The sequence below is a fragment of the Klebsiella sp. CN_Kp097 genome, assembly GCF_040064495.1.
Taxonomy (GTDB): Bacteria; Pseudomonadota; Gammaproteobacteria; order Enterobacterales; family Enterobacteriaceae; genus Klebsiella; species Klebsiella aerogenes.
Genome location: NZ_JBEAIL010000021.1, coordinates 1 through 17,234 on the forward strand (window position 1 = coordinate 1; position 17,234 = coordinate 17,234).

17 protein-coding genes and 2 tRNA genes are annotated in these 17,234 nt (G+C 54.5%); 11 read left to right on the forward strand and 8 right to left on the reverse strand.

Annotation, left to right across the window (positions count from 1 at the left end; genetic code table 11):
• Positions 1-263 precede the first annotated feature (263 nt).
• From ABLV07_RS17800 to ABLV07_RS17810, 3 genes are all read right to left on the reverse strand, one after another.
• Positions 264-351: transfer RNA gene (locus tag ABLV07_RS17800), tRNA-Ser, on the reverse strand.
• 146 nt (positions 352-497) lie between these two features.
• Complete coding sequence (locus ABLV07_RS17805) at positions 498-1,175, reverse strand: isochorismatase family protein (protein ID WP_015367229.1); 678 nt, start codon at positions 1,173-1,175, stop codon at positions 498-500.
• Between the two features lie 19 nt (positions 1,176-1,194).
• The gene (locus tag ABLV07_RS17810) at positions 1,195-2,055 is read right to left on the reverse strand and encodes a pirin family protein (protein ID WP_045386333.1); all 861 of its coding nucleotides are present in this window, start codon (positions 2,053-2,055) and stop codon (positions 1,195-1,197) included.
• 115 nt (positions 2,056-2,170) lie between these two features.
• Here ABLV07_RS17810 and ABLV07_RS17815 point away from each other — a divergent pair, with 115 nt between their 5' ends.
• On the forward strand, positions 2,171-3,076 hold the full coding sequence (locus ABLV07_RS17815; RefSeq protein WP_047057532.1) for a LysR family transcriptional regulator: 906 nt from the start codon (positions 2,171-2,173) through the stop codon (positions 3,074-3,076).
• A 349-nt stretch (positions 3,077-3,425) separates the two neighbouring features.
• Here the strand turns inward: ABLV07_RS17815 and ABLV07_RS17820 are convergent.
• Positions 3,426-3,513: transfer RNA gene (locus ABLV07_RS17820), tRNA-Ser, on the reverse strand.
• A gap of 268 nt (positions 3,514-3,781) precedes the next feature.
• Here ABLV07_RS17820 and ghrA point away from each other — a divergent pair.
• The 7 genes from ghrA to ymdB all read left to right on the forward strand — a co-directional run bounded on the left by ghrA (position 3,782) and on the right by ymdB (position 8,438).
• Positions 3,782-4,720 carry a glyoxylate/hydroxypyruvate reductase GhrA gene (gene ghrA / locus ABLV07_RS17825; RefSeq protein WP_015705016.1) on the forward strand — a complete coding sequence of 313 codons (939 nt, stop codon included), beginning with the start codon at positions 3,782-3,784 and terminating at the stop codon, positions 4,718-4,720.
• Between the two features lie 85 nt (positions 4,721-4,805).
• A complete protein-coding gene (locus ABLV07_RS17830) occupies positions 4,806-5,543 on the forward strand; it encodes a phosphatase (protein ID WP_015367224.1) in 738 nt (245 codons plus the stop codon).
• A gap of 23 nt (positions 5,544-5,566) precedes the next feature.
• Positions 5,567-6,121 (forward strand): molecular chaperone, encoded by a 555-nt coding sequence (locus ABLV07_RS17835; protein WP_015705018.1) that lies wholly within the window; start codon positions 5,567-5,569, stop codon positions 6,119-6,121.
• A 102-nt stretch (positions 6,122-6,223) separates the two neighbouring features.
• Complete coding sequence (locus ABLV07_RS17840) at positions 6,224-6,706, forward strand: DUF1097 domain-containing protein (protein ID WP_015705019.1); 483 nt, start codon at positions 6,224-6,226, stop codon at positions 6,704-6,706.
• A 287-nt stretch (positions 6,707-6,993) separates the two neighbouring features.
• Positions 6,994-7,290, forward strand: a complete 297-nt coding sequence (locus tag ABLV07_RS17845; protein WP_223575861.1) for a fimbrial assembly protein — start codon at positions 6,994-6,996, stop codon at positions 7,288-7,290.
• A 230-nt stretch (positions 7,291-7,520) separates the two neighbouring features.
• Complete coding sequence (locus tag ABLV07_RS17850) at positions 7,521-7,823, forward strand: type 1 fimbrial protein (protein ID WP_196338444.1); 303 nt, start codon at positions 7,521-7,523, stop codon at positions 7,821-7,823.
• A 90-nt stretch (positions 7,824-7,913) separates the two neighbouring features.
• Positions 7,914-8,438, forward strand: a complete 525-nt coding sequence (ymdB, locus tag ABLV07_RS17855) for an O-acetyl-ADP-ribose deacetylase (RefSeq protein ID WP_015705022.1) — start codon at positions 7,914-7,916, stop codon at positions 8,436-8,438.
• Positions 8,439-8,482: 44 nt separating this feature from the next.
• Here the strand turns inward: ymdB and mdoC are convergent, their stop codons facing one another.
• Positions 8,483-9,643, reverse strand: coding sequence for a glucans biosynthesis protein MdoC (gene mdoC, locus ABLV07_RS17860; RefSeq protein ID WP_015705023.1), 1,161 nt, complete (start codon positions 9,641-9,643; stop codon positions 8,483-8,485).
• 252 nt (positions 9,644-9,895) lie between these two features.
• Here mdoC and mdoG point away from each other — a divergent pair, with 252 nt between their 5' ends.
• The 3 genes from mdoG (at position 9,896) to ABLV07_RS17875 (ending at position 14,259) form a co-directional block, all read left to right on the forward strand.
• Positions 9,896-11,449 (forward strand): glucans biosynthesis protein MdoG, encoded by a 1,554-nt coding sequence (gene mdoG / locus ABLV07_RS17865; protein ID WP_015367217.1) that lies wholly within the window; start codon positions 9,896-9,898, stop codon positions 11,447-11,449.
• Complete coding sequence (mdoH, locus tag ABLV07_RS17870; protein ID WP_047045269.1) at positions 11,442-13,970, forward strand: glucans biosynthesis glucosyltransferase MdoH; 2,529 nt, start codon at positions 11,442-11,444, stop codon at positions 13,968-13,970. The genes mdoG and mdoH overlap by 8 nt, the downstream gene beginning before the upstream one ends.
• Positions 13,971-14,031: 61 nt before the next feature.
• Positions 14,032-14,259 (forward strand): YceK/YidQ family lipoprotein, encoded by a 228-nt coding sequence (locus ABLV07_RS17875; RefSeq protein ID WP_015367215.1) that lies wholly within the window; start codon positions 14,032-14,034, stop codon positions 14,257-14,259.
• Here the strand turns inward: ABLV07_RS17875 and ABLV07_RS17880 are convergent, their stop codons facing one another.
• From ABLV07_RS17880 to ABLV07_RS17890, 3 genes are all read right to left on the reverse strand, one after another.
• Positions 14,260-14,646 carry a MysB family protein gene (locus ABLV07_RS17880; RefSeq protein ID WP_015705026.1) on the reverse strand — a complete coding sequence of 129 codons (387 nt, stop codon included), beginning with the start codon at positions 14,644-14,646 and terminating at the stop codon, positions 14,260-14,262.
• Between the two features lie 91 nt (positions 14,647-14,737).
• Positions 14,738-15,988: a multidrug efflux MFS transporter MdtG gene (gene mdtG / locus ABLV07_RS17885; RefSeq protein WP_015705027.1), complete on the reverse strand. Its 1,251-nt coding sequence runs from the start codon at positions 15,986-15,988 to the stop codon at positions 14,738-14,740.
• A gap of 173 nt (positions 15,989-16,161) precedes the next feature.
• Positions 16,162-17,082, reverse strand: a complete 921-nt coding sequence (locus ABLV07_RS17890) for a Kdo(2)-lipid IV(A) acyltransferase (RefSeq protein ID WP_325923065.1) — start codon at positions 17,080-17,082, stop codon at positions 16,162-16,164.
• Positions 17,083-17,234 lie beyond the last annotated feature (152 nt).

Genomic DNA, 17,234 nt, shown 5'->3' on the forward strand with positions numbered 1-17,234 from the left:
CGGTCGGGGGTTCTCATCCCCCCGTACGGAGAATATAAAAGAAAAGAGCCCGTACTTTCGTACGAGCTCTCATCTCGAATATGGCGGTGAGGGGGGGATTGACTCGCTTCGCTCGCCCCTGTGGGGCAGTCCGCTTACTGCGTTCGCGGTCTGTCCAACTGGCTGCGCCAGTTGTCGAACCCCGGTCGGGGGTTCTCATCCCCCCGTACGGAGAATATAAAAGAAAAGAGCCCGTACTTTCGTACGAGCTCTCATCTCGAATATGGCGGTGAGGGGGGGATTCGAACCCCCGATACGTTGCCGTATACACACTTTCCAGGCGTGCTCCTTCAGCCACTCGGACACCTCACCATATTGTCTTGCTGCTCACCTTGGGTGGGCAACGGGGCGCTACTATAGGGAGTTGCGCTAAAACGGTCAAGCATATTTTTTTCTTTCTTTACCGTTCGGTTAAGCAATGAACACTGCCCCGTCGATTCATCGACGGGGCAGTTATTTTAACGCTGGGAATCCAGCTTTTCGTTGTTCTTCACGACGTCCTGCGCCTTGCTGTAGCTTTCAATCAGCAACTGATACGCCGGGAAGACTTTGGTATACACCTCAGCCCACTCGGCGGCATCCGGACGGTTCCAGGTGCGCTGCAGTTCAGAGGCTACCGCGGCGGTATCCATTGGTACTACGCCGGCCTGGACTACGCGGGCCAGGGTGATCTCCTGCGCCATTTTGCTGTAGGTACCGGAGGCATCGATAACGGCAAACACTTTATAACCGTCGGCGACGGCGGCAATTGCCGGGAAAGCCATGCACACGCTGGTAATGGTACCGGCGATGATTAAGGTTTTACGTCCGGTCGCTTTCACCGCTGCGACAAACTCCGGGTTGTCCCAGGCGTTGATCTCGCCTTTACGCGCAATATACTTCGCATGCGGCGCATTCTCATGAATTTCCGGAATCAACGGGCCGTTCGGACCTTGCGGCACGGAAGCGGTGGTGATCACCGGGATCCCGGCAAGCGATGCCATTTTCGCCAGCGCGGCGGCGCGAGCGCGCAGTTCTGGCATCGGCATATCGCCAACGGTCTGGAACAGGCCGCTTTGGTGGTCAATCAACAGCATCGCGGTATCGTTAACATCAATCACCGGACGAGAACCGTTAAAGTTAGCTGGAGTAGACATATTCTTCACCTCAATTTCGTTAGATTTGGCCAAAACGGCCGCTGTTAAAATCGCGAATTGCTTCGGCAATTTGCGTTTTGGTATTCATCACAAACGGGCCGTAGCCCACGATCGGCTCCTGTAGCGGTTCGCCGGCCATCAGCAGAACCTTCGCGTTGGAGCTCGCTTCCAGATGGAAGGCTTCACCTTTTTGGCTCAGCACTACCAGCTGTCCTTCCCGTGCGTTTTCCGTACCGTTGACGATGACTTCGCCTTCGAGCACGACCAACGCGGTGCTCCAGCCTTCCGGCTGACGCAATGTCACATCGTGACTTTGTTTGAGCTGCATATCCCACACGTTTAACGGTGAGAATGTGTGCGCTGGGCCGACGACATCGCCGTAACGCCCGGCAATCACTCTGACGGTCCCGGCGTCGTCTTCCAGCGTTGCTTGCGGAATGACGTCTGCGGTAATGCTCTGATAGCCCGGGGTCGTCATTTTGTCTTTCGCCGGCAGGTTGACCCACAGCTGCATCATTTTCAGTTCACCGCCGGAGCGGGTGAACGCTTCGGAGTGGAACTCTTCATGCAGGATCCCGGCGCCGGCCGTCATCCACTGCACGTCGCCAGGGCCGATAACGCCGCCTCTACCGGTTGAGTCGCGATGCTCGACTTCACCGGAGTAGACAATGGTGACGGTTTCGAATCCGCGATGCGGATGCTCGCCGACGCCGCGTTTACCGCTTCCCGCCGGAAACGTGTGCGGGCCGGCGTAGTCAAGCAGTAAGAACGGGCTCAGTTGTTCGCCGTGGGTCTGGTAAGAAAACATTGAGCGAACCGGGAAACCGTCGCCCACCCAGTGCTGCGAAGGGGCGGTGTAAACGCCAGTAATCTGTTTCATGGTTATCTCCTGCGTGTCTGTATCTGATGTGAATAAGCTTATATCTGGGGCTAATATTCCGGTAGATAGCGAAAATGACCTATACTGTTCTAAAAATGGAACGATGGAGAAAAGGATGCAGGATCTCAACGACCTGGCCTGGTTTGTTCAGGTGGTCGACCATGGCGGTTTTGCCGCTGCCGGTCGGGCGCTCGACCAGCCCAAATCCAAACTCAGCCGCCGCATTGCGCAACTGGAAGAGCGCCTGGGCGTGCGTCTGATTCAACGAACCACCCGACAGTTCGCCGTCACGGAAGTCGGCCAAACTTTCTATCAACACTGCAAGGCGATGTTGATAGAAGCCGAAGCGGCGCATCAGGCGGTAGAAACGCTGCAGTCTGAACCGCGCGGCAGCGTCAAGCTCACCTGTCCGGTAACCCTGTTGCATGCCCATGTTGGCCCGATGCTGGCGCGCTTTATGGTGCGATATCCTGGGGTGACGCTACATCTGGAAGCCACCAATCGGCGGGTGGATGTGGTGGGCGAGGGGGTTGATGTGGCCATTCGCGTGCGACCAAGGCCATTTGAAGATAGCGACCTTGTCATGCGGGTGTTGGCCGATCGCGGCCATCGCCTGGTGGCGAGTCCGGCGCTGATAGCCAGTCTTGGGCGCCCGCAGGCGCCGGCGGAATTGAGCACCTGGCCGGGGCTAAGTATTGGCGCCGGAAAACATCAGCATAAATGGCAACTTACCGGGCCAGAGGGGGCGCGGGCCGAGGTTTATTTCACGCCGCGGATGGTGACTAGCGATATGCTGGCGCTGCGCGAGGCGGCTATGGCGGGCGTTGGTGTGGTTCAGCTTCCTTTATTAATGGTGCGCGATCAGTTGGCATCAGGGGAGTTGGAAATCGTGCTTGATGAGTGGCAGCCGCGGCGGGAAGTCATTCATGCGGTGTTTGCTTCGCGGCGCGGTTTATTACCTTCTGTCAGAGCGCTGGTGGATTATCTCAGCGAAGAGTATCAACGGATGGAAGAGGATTAGCCCAGGCTCTTTTTCCCGGCGGCGCTGCGCCTGGACGGGCTACTCGTTGGTGGTGCGGCCTGTGGGATGGGTAGCCCGGGCGAGGAATTTATGCCGACCCCGGGAAGGTTTACCGGGGTCAGATGCGAAAAAAGCCCGTACTTTCGTACGAGCTCTCATCTCGAATATGGCGGTGAGGGGGGGATTGACTCGCTTCGCTCGCCCCTGTGGGGCAGTCCGCTTACTGCGTTCGCGGTCTGTCCAACTGGCTGCGCCAGTTGTCGAACCCCGGTCGGGGGTTCTCATCCCCCCGTACGGAGAATATAAAAGAAAAGAGCCCGTACTTTCGTACGAGCTCTCATCTCGAATATGGCGGTGAGGGGGGGATTCGAACCCCCGATACGTTGCCGTATACACACTTTCCAGGCGTGCTCCTTCAGCCACTCGGACACCTCACCATATTGTCTTTCCCGTTGTTGCTGGGAACGGGCGCTAATGTAGGGAAATACGTATCTCCCGTCAATCAACTTTTTTAAAAAAAGATGCGTTTAGCCAAACTTCAAACAACTTGCTTCTTAAACGCGCGGGAATCGTTTTTTTTGTCACCATTCTCTTTATTCCTCGATAGCGATACGAAATTTGTTATGCTGGCAAACCAATACAAAACAAAAAGTAAAACACGACGCAAACCTCAACCTACTCACGCGTCAGTAATCAGGAGTCATTATGGAGATTATTTTTTACCACCCGACGTTCGATACCCCCTACTGGATCGCAGAGCTGGAAAAACATCTGCCGGGAGCGCGCGTTCGTGAGTGGAAACCTGGCGACAATCAACCAGCCGACTATGCGCTGGTCTGGCATCCACCGGTAGAAATGTTGCAAGGCCGCAAATTGAAGGCGGTTTTTGCCCTCGGCGCAGGCGTGGATTCTATTCTTAGCAAGCTGCGAGAGCATCCGGAAATGCTGCCGCTTTCGATCCCGCTGTTCCGCCTCGAAGATACCGGTATGGGCCTGCAGATGCAGGAATATGCGGTAAGCCAGGTCCTGCATTGGTTCCGCCGCTTTGATGATTATCAGGCGCTGAAGCTGCAATCCCGCTGGCAGCCGTTGCCGGAATACCGTCGCGAAGATTTTACTATCGGCATTATGGGGGCAGGGGTGTTGGGCGGCAAAGTCGCGGAAAGCCTGTTGCGCTGGGGTTTCCCAGTGCGCTGCTGGAGCCGTAGCCACAAATCCTGGCCGCAAGTTGAGAGTTTTGCCGGTCAGGAAGAACTGGGCGCATTTTTACGGCAAACCCGCGTGCTGATCAACCTGTTGCCAAATACGGCTGAAACCGTCGGCATCATTAATGAAACTTTACTCTCTCAACTTCCGGATAACAGCTATGTTCTGAACCTCGCCCGCGGCGTACATATCGTTGAGCCGGATTTACTGGCCGCGCTTGACAGCGGTAAGGTGAAAGGGGCGATGCTGGATGTCTTTAGCCGCGAACCGCTGCCGAAAGAGAGCCCGCTGTGGGCGCATCCGCGTGTGGCCATGACGCCGCATATTGCCGCCGTTACCCGTCCACAGGAAGCGATCGCTTATATTGCCAGTACCATTAGCCGCCTGGAGCGTGGTGAAACGGTCAGCGGGCAGGTCGATCGCCAACGCGGCTACTAATCGATAACCCCGCTACGGCGGGGTTTTTACTGATCATGACTCCTGATTCCTGCTATTCTTGCCACAAACAGAGGAGGAGATTGTGATGTATCCTGTTGACCTGCACATGCATACCGTCGCCAGCACCCACGCCTATAGCACCCTGCATGACTATATTGCCGAGGCCAAACGTAAAGGCATTAAACTTTTTGCCATCACCGATCACGGCCCGGATATGGCCGATGCCCCGCACTACTGGCATTTCGTCAATATGCGTATCTGGCCGCGTCTGGTAGATGGCGTCGGCATCCTGCGCGGCATTGAAGCGAATATTAAAAATACCCAGGGTGAAATTGACTGTACCGGACCAATGCTGACTTCGCTGGATCTGATTATTGCCGGTTTTCATGAGCCGGTATTCCCGCCTCAGGATAAAGCCACCCACACTGAAGCGATGATTGCCGCGATTGCCAGTGGCGCAGTCCACATGATTAGCCATCCAGGCAATCCGAAATTCCCGATCGATATTCCGGCAGTAGCCGAAGCAGCGGCAAAGCATCATGTGGCGCTGGAAATTAATAATTCCTCTTTCCTTTCATCGCGTATCGGTAGTGAAGATAATTGCCGGGCAATCGCCGCCGCCGTGCGTGATGCGGGTGGTTGGGTGGCGCTGGGTTCGGACTCCCATACCGCCTTTACGCTTGGCGAATTTACCGAATGTCGCAAAATCCTCGACGCGGTGAATTTCCCGGAAGAGCGGATCCTTAACGTCAGTCCGCGTCGACTACTGAATTTCCTCGAATCACGCGGAATGCCGGCGATTGCGGAATTTGCAGACCTTTAATTTGAACCACTGGAACATATTGTATGAATGAATTTTCAATCCTCTGTCGCGTGCTGGGCTCGCTATACTATCGTCAGCCGCAGGACCCGCTGTTGGTGCCGCTGTTCACGCTGATTCGCGATGGCAAGCTGGCCGCCAGTTGGCCGCTGGAACAGGATGAATTACTGGAGCGTCTGCAGAAGAGTTGTGATACCCAGCCGTTAACCGCTGATTACAACGCCCTGTTCGTTGGTGACGAATGTGCGGTCTCGCCTTATCGCAGCGCGTGGGTTGAAGGCGCCACGGAAGCGGAAGTCCGCGGTTTTCTTACTCAACACGGTATTCCCACTGGCGATGGGCCAACCGATCATATTGGATCCCTACTGCTGGCCGCATCCTGGCTTGAAGATCATGCCTCAGATGACGAAAGCGAAACGTTGGAAACGTTGTTTGCCGATTACCTCTTACCGTGGTGCGGCACCTTCCTCGGTAAAGTCGAGGCGCATGCGCAAACCGCATTCTGGCGTACCATGGCGCTACTCACGCGTGAAGCTATATCCGCCATGTGGGATGAGCTGCAGGAAGAAAACGACGAATAATTGTGATTTAAGTCACTTTTAGTGTGAAACAGCAAACTCACGCATTCATATTGTGTGTTCTGGATCGCATTTGGTTGCCGCGTATCTGCTATGATACGCGGCATGAACATACTCTTCGCAATCGCACTCACGACGGGCATTCTCTCCGGTATTTGGGGATGGGTGGCGGTCTCACTTGGCCTGCTGAGCTGGGCCGGTTTCCTCGGCTGTACGGCCTATTTCGCTTGCCCACAGGGCGGCCTGAAAGGGCTGTTGATTTCCGCCTGCACGGTCATGAGCGGCGTGATATGGGCGCTGGTGATTATTTACGGTAGCGCGCTGGCGCCGCAGTTGGAAATCCTCAGCTATGTGATGACCGGAATAGTCGCCTTCCTGATGTGTATTCAGGCGCGTCAGCTGCTGCTCTCTTTTGTTCCCGGAACCTTTATCGGCGCCTGCGCGACCTTTGCCGCGAGCGGCGACTGGCGCATTGTCGTGCCATCGCTGGCGCTGGGATTGGTCTTTGGCTATGCCATGAAAAACAGCGGGCTGTGGCTGGCGGCGCGAGCGGCAAAGAATAAGTCTCTGGCTAACGATAACGTCTGATTTTCTTCACATTTCCTCGACGACGGGAGTAAGCTTCCCGTCACTCACTACATGAAAGCCTTTTCGCATCAACCCCTCTTCGATTGTTTTTTCCTCTTAATGCAGACATTTTGAGCAAACAAACCATAATAATTTGATACCGTTTGCAAAAACGGAGAGAAAAAAGTATCAACGGGTACTTCATATATATACTGATTTTGTATGTAGTTGCTTGTATTCAACTGCGCTCATGGATGATTTGTAAGGTTTTTTTGACCGTTACGCAGAGGGGTTTTGCCGTGAAAAAAATGACTGGCGTACTACTTGCTACAGTTTGTTTCCTTCCCGCTTTATTGACTTTTTCAACTACCTCTAACGCCGCAAGCGGCGTGATTCGTTTCCACGGCGGCGTTGTCGAACCGCCTTGTAAAATTCGTTCTTCAGAAGATCAGGTCTCGATGGCTTGCGCTAAGCAGAAGTCAGTCACTTTTTCTGCCCAGCAGGTAGCCCGGGGAGATCTGCAACATGCCAATATCAAATCTACACAGTTCACCTTTATCAATCCCCAGCACACCAACGCTATTCTCGAAGTGAGTTATCGGTAATAGCAAGGCCCCTGCAGATCCAGCGGGGGCCTTCGCCGCGCCTCTCTCCTGACATTCTCACGCTGCTTTTTTGTAGCAAAATCAAGATGAATCGATTTTGTTAGCAAAAAGAAAACAAAAAGTAACATATTTGTATTTCATAACGCAATCATTGCCTTGCCGTATTCTGGCGGCGCAGTGCGCTCATGGATGGCCTGTTGCTTCTTTGCTATTAAACAGAGGAGACTGCCGTGATAAAAAAAATCCACACCTTCGCGATGCCATGTCTGATGTTGTCGTGCTTGTTTGGAGCAGTGCACGCCGCGCCGACCGACGGCGTTGTCGCCATTTATGGGCAGGTCGTCGATCCGTCCTGCGAAGCCAATAGTGTGAGCGAAAAGATTGAAATGGCCTGCCCGCAGCTGCCTACCCGGGCGCTTTCGCCGCAGGTGCTGACGACGGGAAATTACAGCAATGACGCCGTCCGTTCAGCACAATTAAAGTATATTGATCCGCAACATACCCGCGCTATCCTCGAAGTGAATTATCGCTAATTACTGCCCCTCAGGCTTCCGCCTGGGGGACTATCATGCCATAGTAGACACCACGCTAAGTATGAAGACGTTTGCCGACAGGAGGGGGAAATGGTTGTTCAACCTGAGGTGGTTCTCGGCGATATCACGACGTTGCAGGTAGATGTTATTGTCAACGCGGCAAACCCATCGTTACTGGGCGGCGGCGGTGTTGATGGCGCCATTCATCGCGCAGCGGGCCCGGAACTACTGGCGGCCTGCAAAATAGTCCGTCAGCAGCAGGGCGAATGTCCGCCCGGGCATGCGGTTATCACCAGCGCCGGTAATCTACCGGCCAGCGCGGTGATTCATGCAGTCGGCCCCGTCTGGCACGGCGGTGACGAGCAAGAGGCCGAATTACTGACGGATGCCTATCGCAATAGTCTGTTGCTGGCGGCAGCCAATAATTATCGATCTATTGCTTTTCCGGCTATCAGCACCGGCGTATATGGCTATCCGAAACAGGCGGCGGCGGAAATTGCGGTGAAAACGGTGAAGGCTTTCCTCACCCGATATAATCCACTGGAACGAGTGTGCTTTGTCTGCTTTGATAACGAAACGGCGGAGATCTATCAGCGATTATTGCAGGCAGAATGAATCGCGGCACCGGCAGCACGCAGGCGCGCTGCCGGTTGCGGATTTTAGTTAACCGACACCGGCGCTTTCGCCGGTTTTTGCTGCGGTTTGCCTGAGAACAGGAAGCGCAGCAGCGGAATACGTAGATGGATTTCGTACAGCACCAGCGCAATACCCACTACAAACACCAGCCCGGCGATAAAACCTAACAGATTCGATTTTATTATCGGCGTAATCCACGCCCCGTACAGCAGGGTGAGGGGATGATGCACCAGGTAGATAAACAGCGAGGCGTTGACGAAGTAAGTCACCCGAGCGGACTGGAAGTTGAGCAGGCGGTGGCCCAGCGAGAATACCACGTTCACCATCCACAGCCCAAGCACCATGGTAATCACCGATTCGGTTTCATACATCCAGCCATCGCCGGAACCATACTGTTGGTTAAGACGATAGGCGATAAAGCCCAGCAGTGCGCCGACAAAACACCAGGGTGATGAGGTGGTGAACATCGCTTTTAGCCGCGGGTTGATGAACGTCTGCGCGCCGAGAACAAAGAACGGCAGATAGAACAGGGTCTGCATAACGATGAAGTTAAACAGTCCGTTGCTGAGAATCGGCGGGTAAACGATAAAAATAGTGCGACGAATTACCGCATACAACACGCCAAGACCAAGGAAAATAAGCGATAATTGACCAAATGTGACAGTGTCACCAAAGCTGGCGGTCTGCGTTTTCCCTCGATTGGCCAGCCACTTAAACAGCACCACGCCGAGAGTGGTCAGCACGACCAGCACCAGCAGGAACCACAGATGAGAGATAAGCTCCCATGCCAGGGTGTTGAATTTGTCATAGCCGGAGAGCGTGTGCCAGTTTTGCGCTTTACCATTAACGTATTGCAGCATCAAGAATTGCGGCAAAGTCAGAAGTGGAATCGCGGTGAGCATCGGAATGCCAACGCGCTCTACGCGTACTTTCCACCATTTCTTTAGGGGATAGCGTAGAAACAGCATGTAAGAGAAGTAGCCGGAAATAACAAAGAAGACCTGCATGCGGAAAGCATGGATAAAGTCATTGAACAGCGTTAACCCCCAGGAGGGCTCCAGGCTATTCACATGCCAGCTGTGGCTGGAGTAGATAAGCGAAATGTGAAAGGGTATCCCCAGCAGCATCAGCCAGGCGCGGATGCTGTCGAAGAAATATTCACGCTCTACTGGTGTTTTATTCATAAATTCACAACAATCTCAGACAATTCGTCTTATCACTCGTGGCGATAACGGTTACATTCCCAGCAACCCTACATGAACTCAGGGTATCTGTCTCCAGGATAAGTACGCAAAGTGCAATATGGGACAGAGAACTGTTTATTCCCTGGTCCGCTAAGCTGAACAATGCAGGGATTATGTTGTCGGATTGCCTGAGTTTCCATTAAAATAGATCGGATCGATTTAAGCACACAAAGGGGGAAGTGCTTACTTACTATGAAACATAAACCACAGATGATGAAAATGCGTTGGTTAAGCGCAGCCGTAATGTTGTCCCTGTGTACTTCATCTGCATGGGCATTCAGCATTGATGACGTAGCAAAACAGGCGAAAACGTTAGCCGGGAAAGGCTATGAAGCGCCGAAAAGTAACCTGCCCTCCGCCTTCCGCGATATGAAATACGCGGATTACCAGCAAATCCAGTTCAATCACGACAAAGCGTACTGGAATAACCTGAAAACCCCGTTCAAGCTGGAATTTTACCACCAGGGCATGTATTTCGACACGCCGGTTACTATTAATGAAGTGACCAGCACCAGCGTACGTAAAATTAAATATAGCCCGGATTATTTTAATTTTGGCAATGTGCAACACGATAAAGACACGGTGAAAGACCTTGGTTTCGCCGGTTTTAAAGTACTGTATCCGATCAATAGCAAAGACAAGAATGACGAAATCGTCAGCATGCTCGGAGCCAGCTACTTCCGCGTTCTTGGCCAGGGTCAGGTATACGGGCTTTCCGCCCGCGGCTTGGCTATCGATACCGCGCTGCCGTCAGGCGAAGAGTTTCCTCGTTTCCGCGAGTTCTGGATTGAGCGCCCGAAAGCGACCGATAAGCGCTTAACTATCTATGCGCTGTTGGATTCCCCGCGTGCGACCGGCGCCTATCGTTTTGTGGTTATGCCTGGGCGCGACACCGTGGTTGATGTGCAGTCGAAGGTTTATCTGCGCGACAAAGTCGGTAAACTCGGCGTGGCGCCGTTGACCAGTATGTTCCTGTTTGGGCCGAATCAACCGTCGCCGACGACTAACTATCGTCCGGAACTACATGATTCCAACGGTCTGTCGATTCTTGCCGGTAACGGCGAGTGGATCTGGCGTCCGCTGAATAATCCGAAACATCTGGCCGTCAGCAGCTATGCGATGGAGAACCCGCAAGGGTTTGGTCTGCTGCAGCGTGGCCGCCAGTTCTCCCGCTTTGAAGATCTCGACGATCGTTACGACCAGCGCCCGAGCGCGTGGATCACCCCGAAAGGCGACTGGGGTAAGGGTAAAGTCGAATTGGTTGAAATCCCGACCAACGATGAAACCAACGACAATATCGTCACCTACTGGACCCCGGATCAGCTGCCGGAACCAGGCAAAGAGATGAACTTCAAATACTCTATTACCTTCAGCCGCGATGAAGACAAACTGCATGCGCCAGATAGCGCTTATGTGGTGCAGACTCGCCGCTCAACCGGTGATGTGAAGCAGTCTAACCTCATTCGCCAGCCAGATGGCACTATCGCTTTCATCGTTGATTTCACCGGCGCTGACATGAAAAAAATGGCGGCGGACACGCCGGTAACGGCGCAGGCGAGCATCGGCGATAATGCCGAAATCGTGGAAAACTCCGTGCGCTATAACCCGGTTATCAAAGGTTGGCGTATGACCCTGCGCGTGAAAGTGAAAGATCCGAAGAAAACCACGGAAATGCGTGCGGCGCTGGTCAATGGCGATCAGACGCTGAGCGAAACCTGGAGCTATCAGCTGCCTGCCAATGAATAAGATAACGAATTATATCGACGCATTGCCGCTGTCGGATGCTGAAAAGGCCGCATTACCTGATGCGAGCCTGCAAGCCGTACATGAAGCGCTTGACGCAGAGCATCATCATTTTCCGCGCGATGAAGATTCCCCGTTAGGATCGGTTAAAGCGCGGCTGGAGCATAGCTGGCCGGACTCTCTGGCCGGCGATCAGCTGGTGAAAGATGATGAAGGGCGCACGCAGCTTCATGCGATGCCGAAAGCGAAACGTTCCTCGATGATCCCCGACCCGTGGCGCACCAACCCGGTAGGCCGCTTCTGGGATCGCCTGCGTGGCCGTGACGTGACTCCGCGCTATCTCTCTCGCCTCACGCAAGAAGAGCGTGAAAGCGAGCAGAAATGGCGTACCGTCGGCACCATTCGTCGCTACATTTTGCTGCTGCTGACGCTGGCGCAAACGGTAGTGGCCACCTGGTATATGAAGACCATCCTCCCTTATCAGGGCTGGGCGCTGATCAATCCATCCGATATGGTTGGCCAGGATCTGTGGGTCTCCTTCATGCAGCTACTTCCTTACGTGTTGCAGACCGGCATCCTGATCCTCTTTGCGGTACTTTTCTGCTGGGTCTCGGCCGGTTTCTGGACCGCGCTGATGGGCTTCCTGCAATTGCTGATCGGGCGTGATAAGTACAGTATTTCGGCATCCACCGTAGGCGACGAGCCGCTGAACCCAGAACACCGGACTGCGCTTATCATGCCTATCTGTAACGAAGATGTTGATCGCGTGTTTGCCGGTCTGCGCGCCACCTGGGAATCGGTGAAAGCGACGGGTAACGCTGCGCATTTTGACGTTTACGTGCTCAGCGACAGCTACGACCCGGATATTTGCGTTGCCGAGCAAAAAGCGTGGATGGAATTGATTGCCGAAGTGCAGGGTGAAGGCCAGATCTTCTATCGTCGCCGTCGTCGTCGTGTGAAGCGTAAAAGCGGCAACATCGATGATTTCTGCCGTCGCTGGGGTAGCCAGTATAGCTACATGGTGGTGCTCGACGCTGACTCAGTAATGACCGGCGAGTGCCTGAGCGGGCTGGTGCGCCTGATGGAAGCGAATCCGAATGCTGGGATCATCCAGTCTTCGCCGCGCGCTTCCGGTATGGATACCCTTTATGCGCGCTGCCAGCAGTTCGCCACCCGCGTGTACGGCCCGCTGTTTACCGCCGGGCTGCACTTCTGGCAGTTAGGTGAATCGCACTACTGGGGTCACAACGCCATTATCCGCGTGAAGCCGTTCATCGAACACTGCGCGCTGGCGCCGCTGCCGGGCGAAGGTAACTTTGCCGGCTCGATTCTTTCGCACGACTTCGTGGAAGCTGCTCTGATGCGCCGTGCGGGGTGGGGCGTTTGGATCGCCTACGATCTGCCTGGCTCCTATGAAGAGCTGCCGCCGAACCTGCTGGATGAACTGAAGCGTGACCGCCGCTGGTGTCAGGGTAACCTGATGAACTTCCGCCTGTTCCTGGTGAAAGGGATGCACCCGGTACACCGTGCGGTGTTCCTGACCGGCGTCATGTCCTATCTGTCGGCGCCGCTGTGGTTTATGTTCCTCGCGCTGTCGACGGCGCTACAGGTCGTGCACGCCCTGACCGAGCCGCAATACTTCCTGCAGCCGCGTCAGCTATTCCCGGTATGGCCACAGTGGCGTCCGGAACTGGCTATCGCGCTGTTTGCTTCGACCATGGTACTGCTGTTCCTGCCAAAACTGCTGAGTATCATTCTGGTGTGGTGCAAGGGGCCGAAAGAGTACGGCGGCTTCTTCCGCGTGACGCTCTCCCTGTTGCTGGAGGTACTGTTCTCGGTGCTGCTGGCTCCGGTGCGCATGCTGTTCCATACCGTGTTCGTGGTCAGCGCGTTCCTCGGTTGGGAGGTAGTGTGGAACTCACCGCAGCGCGATGATGACTCAACACCGTGGGGCGAGGCCTTTATGCGTCACGGTTCGCAGCTACTGCTGGGGCTGGTATGGGCGGTTGGCATGGCGTGGCTGGATCTGCGTTTCCTGTTCTGGCTGGCGCCTATCGTCGTGTCGCTGATCCTCTCTCCGTTTGTCTCGGCTATTTCCAGCCGCGCGACGGTAGGTCTGCGCACTAAACGCTGGAAATTGTTCCTGATCCCGGAAGAGTATTCGCCGCCGCAGGTACTGAAAGATACCGATGCTTACCTGACTTTGAACCGTCAGCGTTCGCTGGGCGATGGCTTTATGCACGCGGTGTTTAACCCATCGTTCAATGCTCTGGCGACGGCAATGGCTACGGCGCGTCACCGCCACGGCCGTATTCTGGATATCGCCCGTGAACGCCACGTTGAGCAGGCGCTGAATGAAACGCCTGATAAACTCAACCGCGATCGTCGGCTGGTGCTGTTAAGCGATCCGGTAACGATGTCGCGTCTGCACTATCGCGTGTGGAACGCCCCGGAGAAATACTCCTCCTGGGTGGGGGCGTATCAGCAGCTCACGCTGAACCCGCTGGCCTTGAAAACGAAGTAAGCCGTACGTTAAGGAAAATACCGGCAATTGTGCCGGTATTTTTTTGCCTGAGAGGAAGTGAATGAGAATATTTGTGCTTATCGCCATGACGCTGGTACTCAGCGGCTGCGGCAGCATTATTAGCCGTACGGTACCGGGGCAGGGCCATGGCAACCAATATTACCCCGGCGTACAGTGGGATGTTCGTGATTCAGCCTGGCGCTATCTGACCATTCTCGATCTGCCATTCTCGCTGGTATTTGATACGCTGTTGCTACCGTTAGACGCCAGCCACGGCCCTTATGAGTAATTAACGCTCGTCCCACTCATCGGCTGCGGTCTGACCCTCTTCGGTATCCAGGGAAGGCTCCAGCTGAAACTCGCCTTCATCCCATTCGTGTAGCGTATTTTCTTCCACCCATTCCTGGCGTAGCTCGATTTCGTCATAATCGCCGTCAAATACGCTCTGTGCCGCTTCGCCACTGAGCATGGCCAGGCACTCGCCTTCTTCATCTTCGCTGGCGAAGAATTCAGCCCGCCAGGCGATATCGCCATCCTGGAGAATATACTTCTGCATATTGAACTGTTCGATGTTGGCAGTTTCTTCATCGCTGTCGGGATTATCGGCCAAAAACTCTTCCCGGGCGGCGTCGATGGCCTCTTCGAGCGTGGCGTAGAAAACTGATTCCGTTGACATAGCTAACCCCCTAAGAAGAATGAAAAAGGAACACGTTTCAATCTATAGAAGGCGGTTAGTCAGGCGTCAAGGCAGAGAAGCGCTGAAGCGCTTAATTTACCGAACGTTTACCCGAGCCCCCGTCATCCGCTGAAGCGTCGTGCCGTGGGCGGCGCAGACTGATGGTCGAGTAAAAAGCGTTAAACAGGACGACGCAGGCGGTGACGAGGAACACGGCGCGGAAGCCGTAGTTGGCCGAGACCGAGGCGCCGATTAACGGGCCGGTGACGTTGCCGATATCGCGAAACGACTGGTTATAGCTGAAGATACGTCCCGAAATCTGGCTGGTGGAGTTGTACACCAGCAGGGTTTGTACGGCGGGTAACAGCGCGCCGTCGGCGGCACCAAGCAAAAAGCGCAGAATGCCTAGCTGCAGCGGCGTCTGAACGAATGACATCGGGATCAGTAATAGCACGGAGATAACCAGAGCAACTATCAGGATCTTTTCCGGCCCAATGCGATCGCCGAGCTTGCCTAAACGTGGCGCGCTCAATAGGGCGGCAATGCCGGGTACGGAAGCAATCATGCCGCTAATAAAGGCGATATTACTGACGTTACCTGCCAGGTCGCGCACGTAGAGCGTCAGGATCGGCGCAATGGAGCCGGTAGCGACCTGGATAATCAATGAGGTGACGAACAAGCTCAGCACCAGTTTAGGATTCTTAAGCGAACCGAAAACGTCCCTGGCATTGAGCATCTCTTTTTTGTTCACCGGAACAAAGTTTTCGCGGATTAAAAACAGGGTGAACAGGAAGCAGATAAACAGCACCGTGGCGGTCATAAAGAAGACGGTGCGCAACCCCCAGTGGTCGGCAAGGAAACCGCCAGCCAGCGGGCCGAGCAGGGCGCCGCTTACCGCGCCGGTTGAAAGCGTTCCTAGCGCCCAGCCGCTTTTCTGACGGGGGATCTGGGTGGCGATCAGCGCATTGGCATTGGGAATAAACCCGCCCAGTAAACCCAGCAACGCGCGCAGGATCAGGAATTGCCAAATGTTCTGCGCCATGCCCATCAGCATCATGACGATAGCCATCCCCAGCGCCGAACGCAGCAGCATAATCTTACGCCCTTTACGGTCGGCTAATCCGCCCCAGAACGGCGAGGCAACGGCGGAAAAGAGGAAGGTTATGCTAAAGACCAGCCCTGACCACATATTCAGCGCGCTATGGCCGGTGACGCCCAACTGTTCGACGTAGAGCGGCAAAAAAGGCATCACGAGGCTAAAGGCGGCGCCGGTTAAAAAGCAGCCAAGCCAGGTGACGGTAAGATTTCGTTTCCAGTTAATAGGTGTATCAGCAGACGACATAAGGTCTCACTGGCCCGCGGCGCGGGTCAAAATAAAGGAAAATATGAGCCTGCTAATTATGCGCCTGAGAAATGGTTGTCGCAATGGAGCATAGCTTTTAAAGCTAAAGGAGTATTTAAGAGGACTGGCGGTAGAATTTATCCGGGCAGAGAACCGCCCGGATAGTGAGTCAATCAGTAGCGCGAAGGCACGCCTTCCGGACGGGTTTTAAAGCGGCGATGCAGCCACATATATTGCTCTGGCGCCATCAAAATGCACTGTTCGACGATTTTGTTCATCCACGCGGCGGTAGTTTCTGCGTTTTCCAGAGGCGGATCGCATTCCGGCGGCAGCATGATGAGCTCATAGCCTTTGCCATTCGGTTTGCGCCGTGGGACGAATGGCACAATGCACGCTTTAGACATTTTCGCCAGCATCCAGGTCCCGGAAGTGGTGGCGGCCTGCTCGACGGCGAACAGGGGGGCGAAGACGCTGGCGGTCGGGCCGTAGTCATGGTCCGGGGCATACCAGACCACTTCGCCTTTTTTCAGCGCGCGGATCATGCCTTTGAGATCTTTACGGTCAAGCATATCTTTGTTGGAACGCAGGCGGCCCCAGGTCTGCAGCCAGTCGATAACCGGGTTGTCATTCGGGCGATAGACGCCGATACCGGGTTGATTCATGCCGAACATGCGCGCACCCATTTCCAGCGTCAGGAAATGAATGCCAATCAGCAGGATGCCGCGGTTTTGTGCCTGCACGTCGCGGACATGTTCAAAGCCGATGGTGTCTGTCCAGCGCGCAATGCGTCGGGTTGGCCAGAACCATGCCATCCCGGTTTCCATCAGGCCCATGCCGACTGACTCGAAGTTTTGAACTACCAGTTGATGACGCTCCTGCTCGCTCTTCTCAGGAAAGCAGAGCTCAAGATTACGATAAGCGATTTTTGCGCGGCGTTTCATAAAACGCATCGCCAGACGACCAATGGCATTACCGAGACGGTAGATAACCGGATAAGGGAGTTGGACAACTAACCACAACAGGCCTATGCCCAGCCAAAGCAGCCAGTAGCGCGGATGGAGCAGCGCGGCGGAAAATTTCGGTAAATGGGTCATTTCATACCTGTCTGATTAAACAACGCGTTCTATTATCGCATTTTTTTCCGCTACCGCCAAAAGCAGTCTCCGGCTGAAGCCGATTGTTAACGGCTGAAAACCGCGTGGATGAAATGTAGCGTAAAATGTAGGGATGTAAATTAACGGTGTTT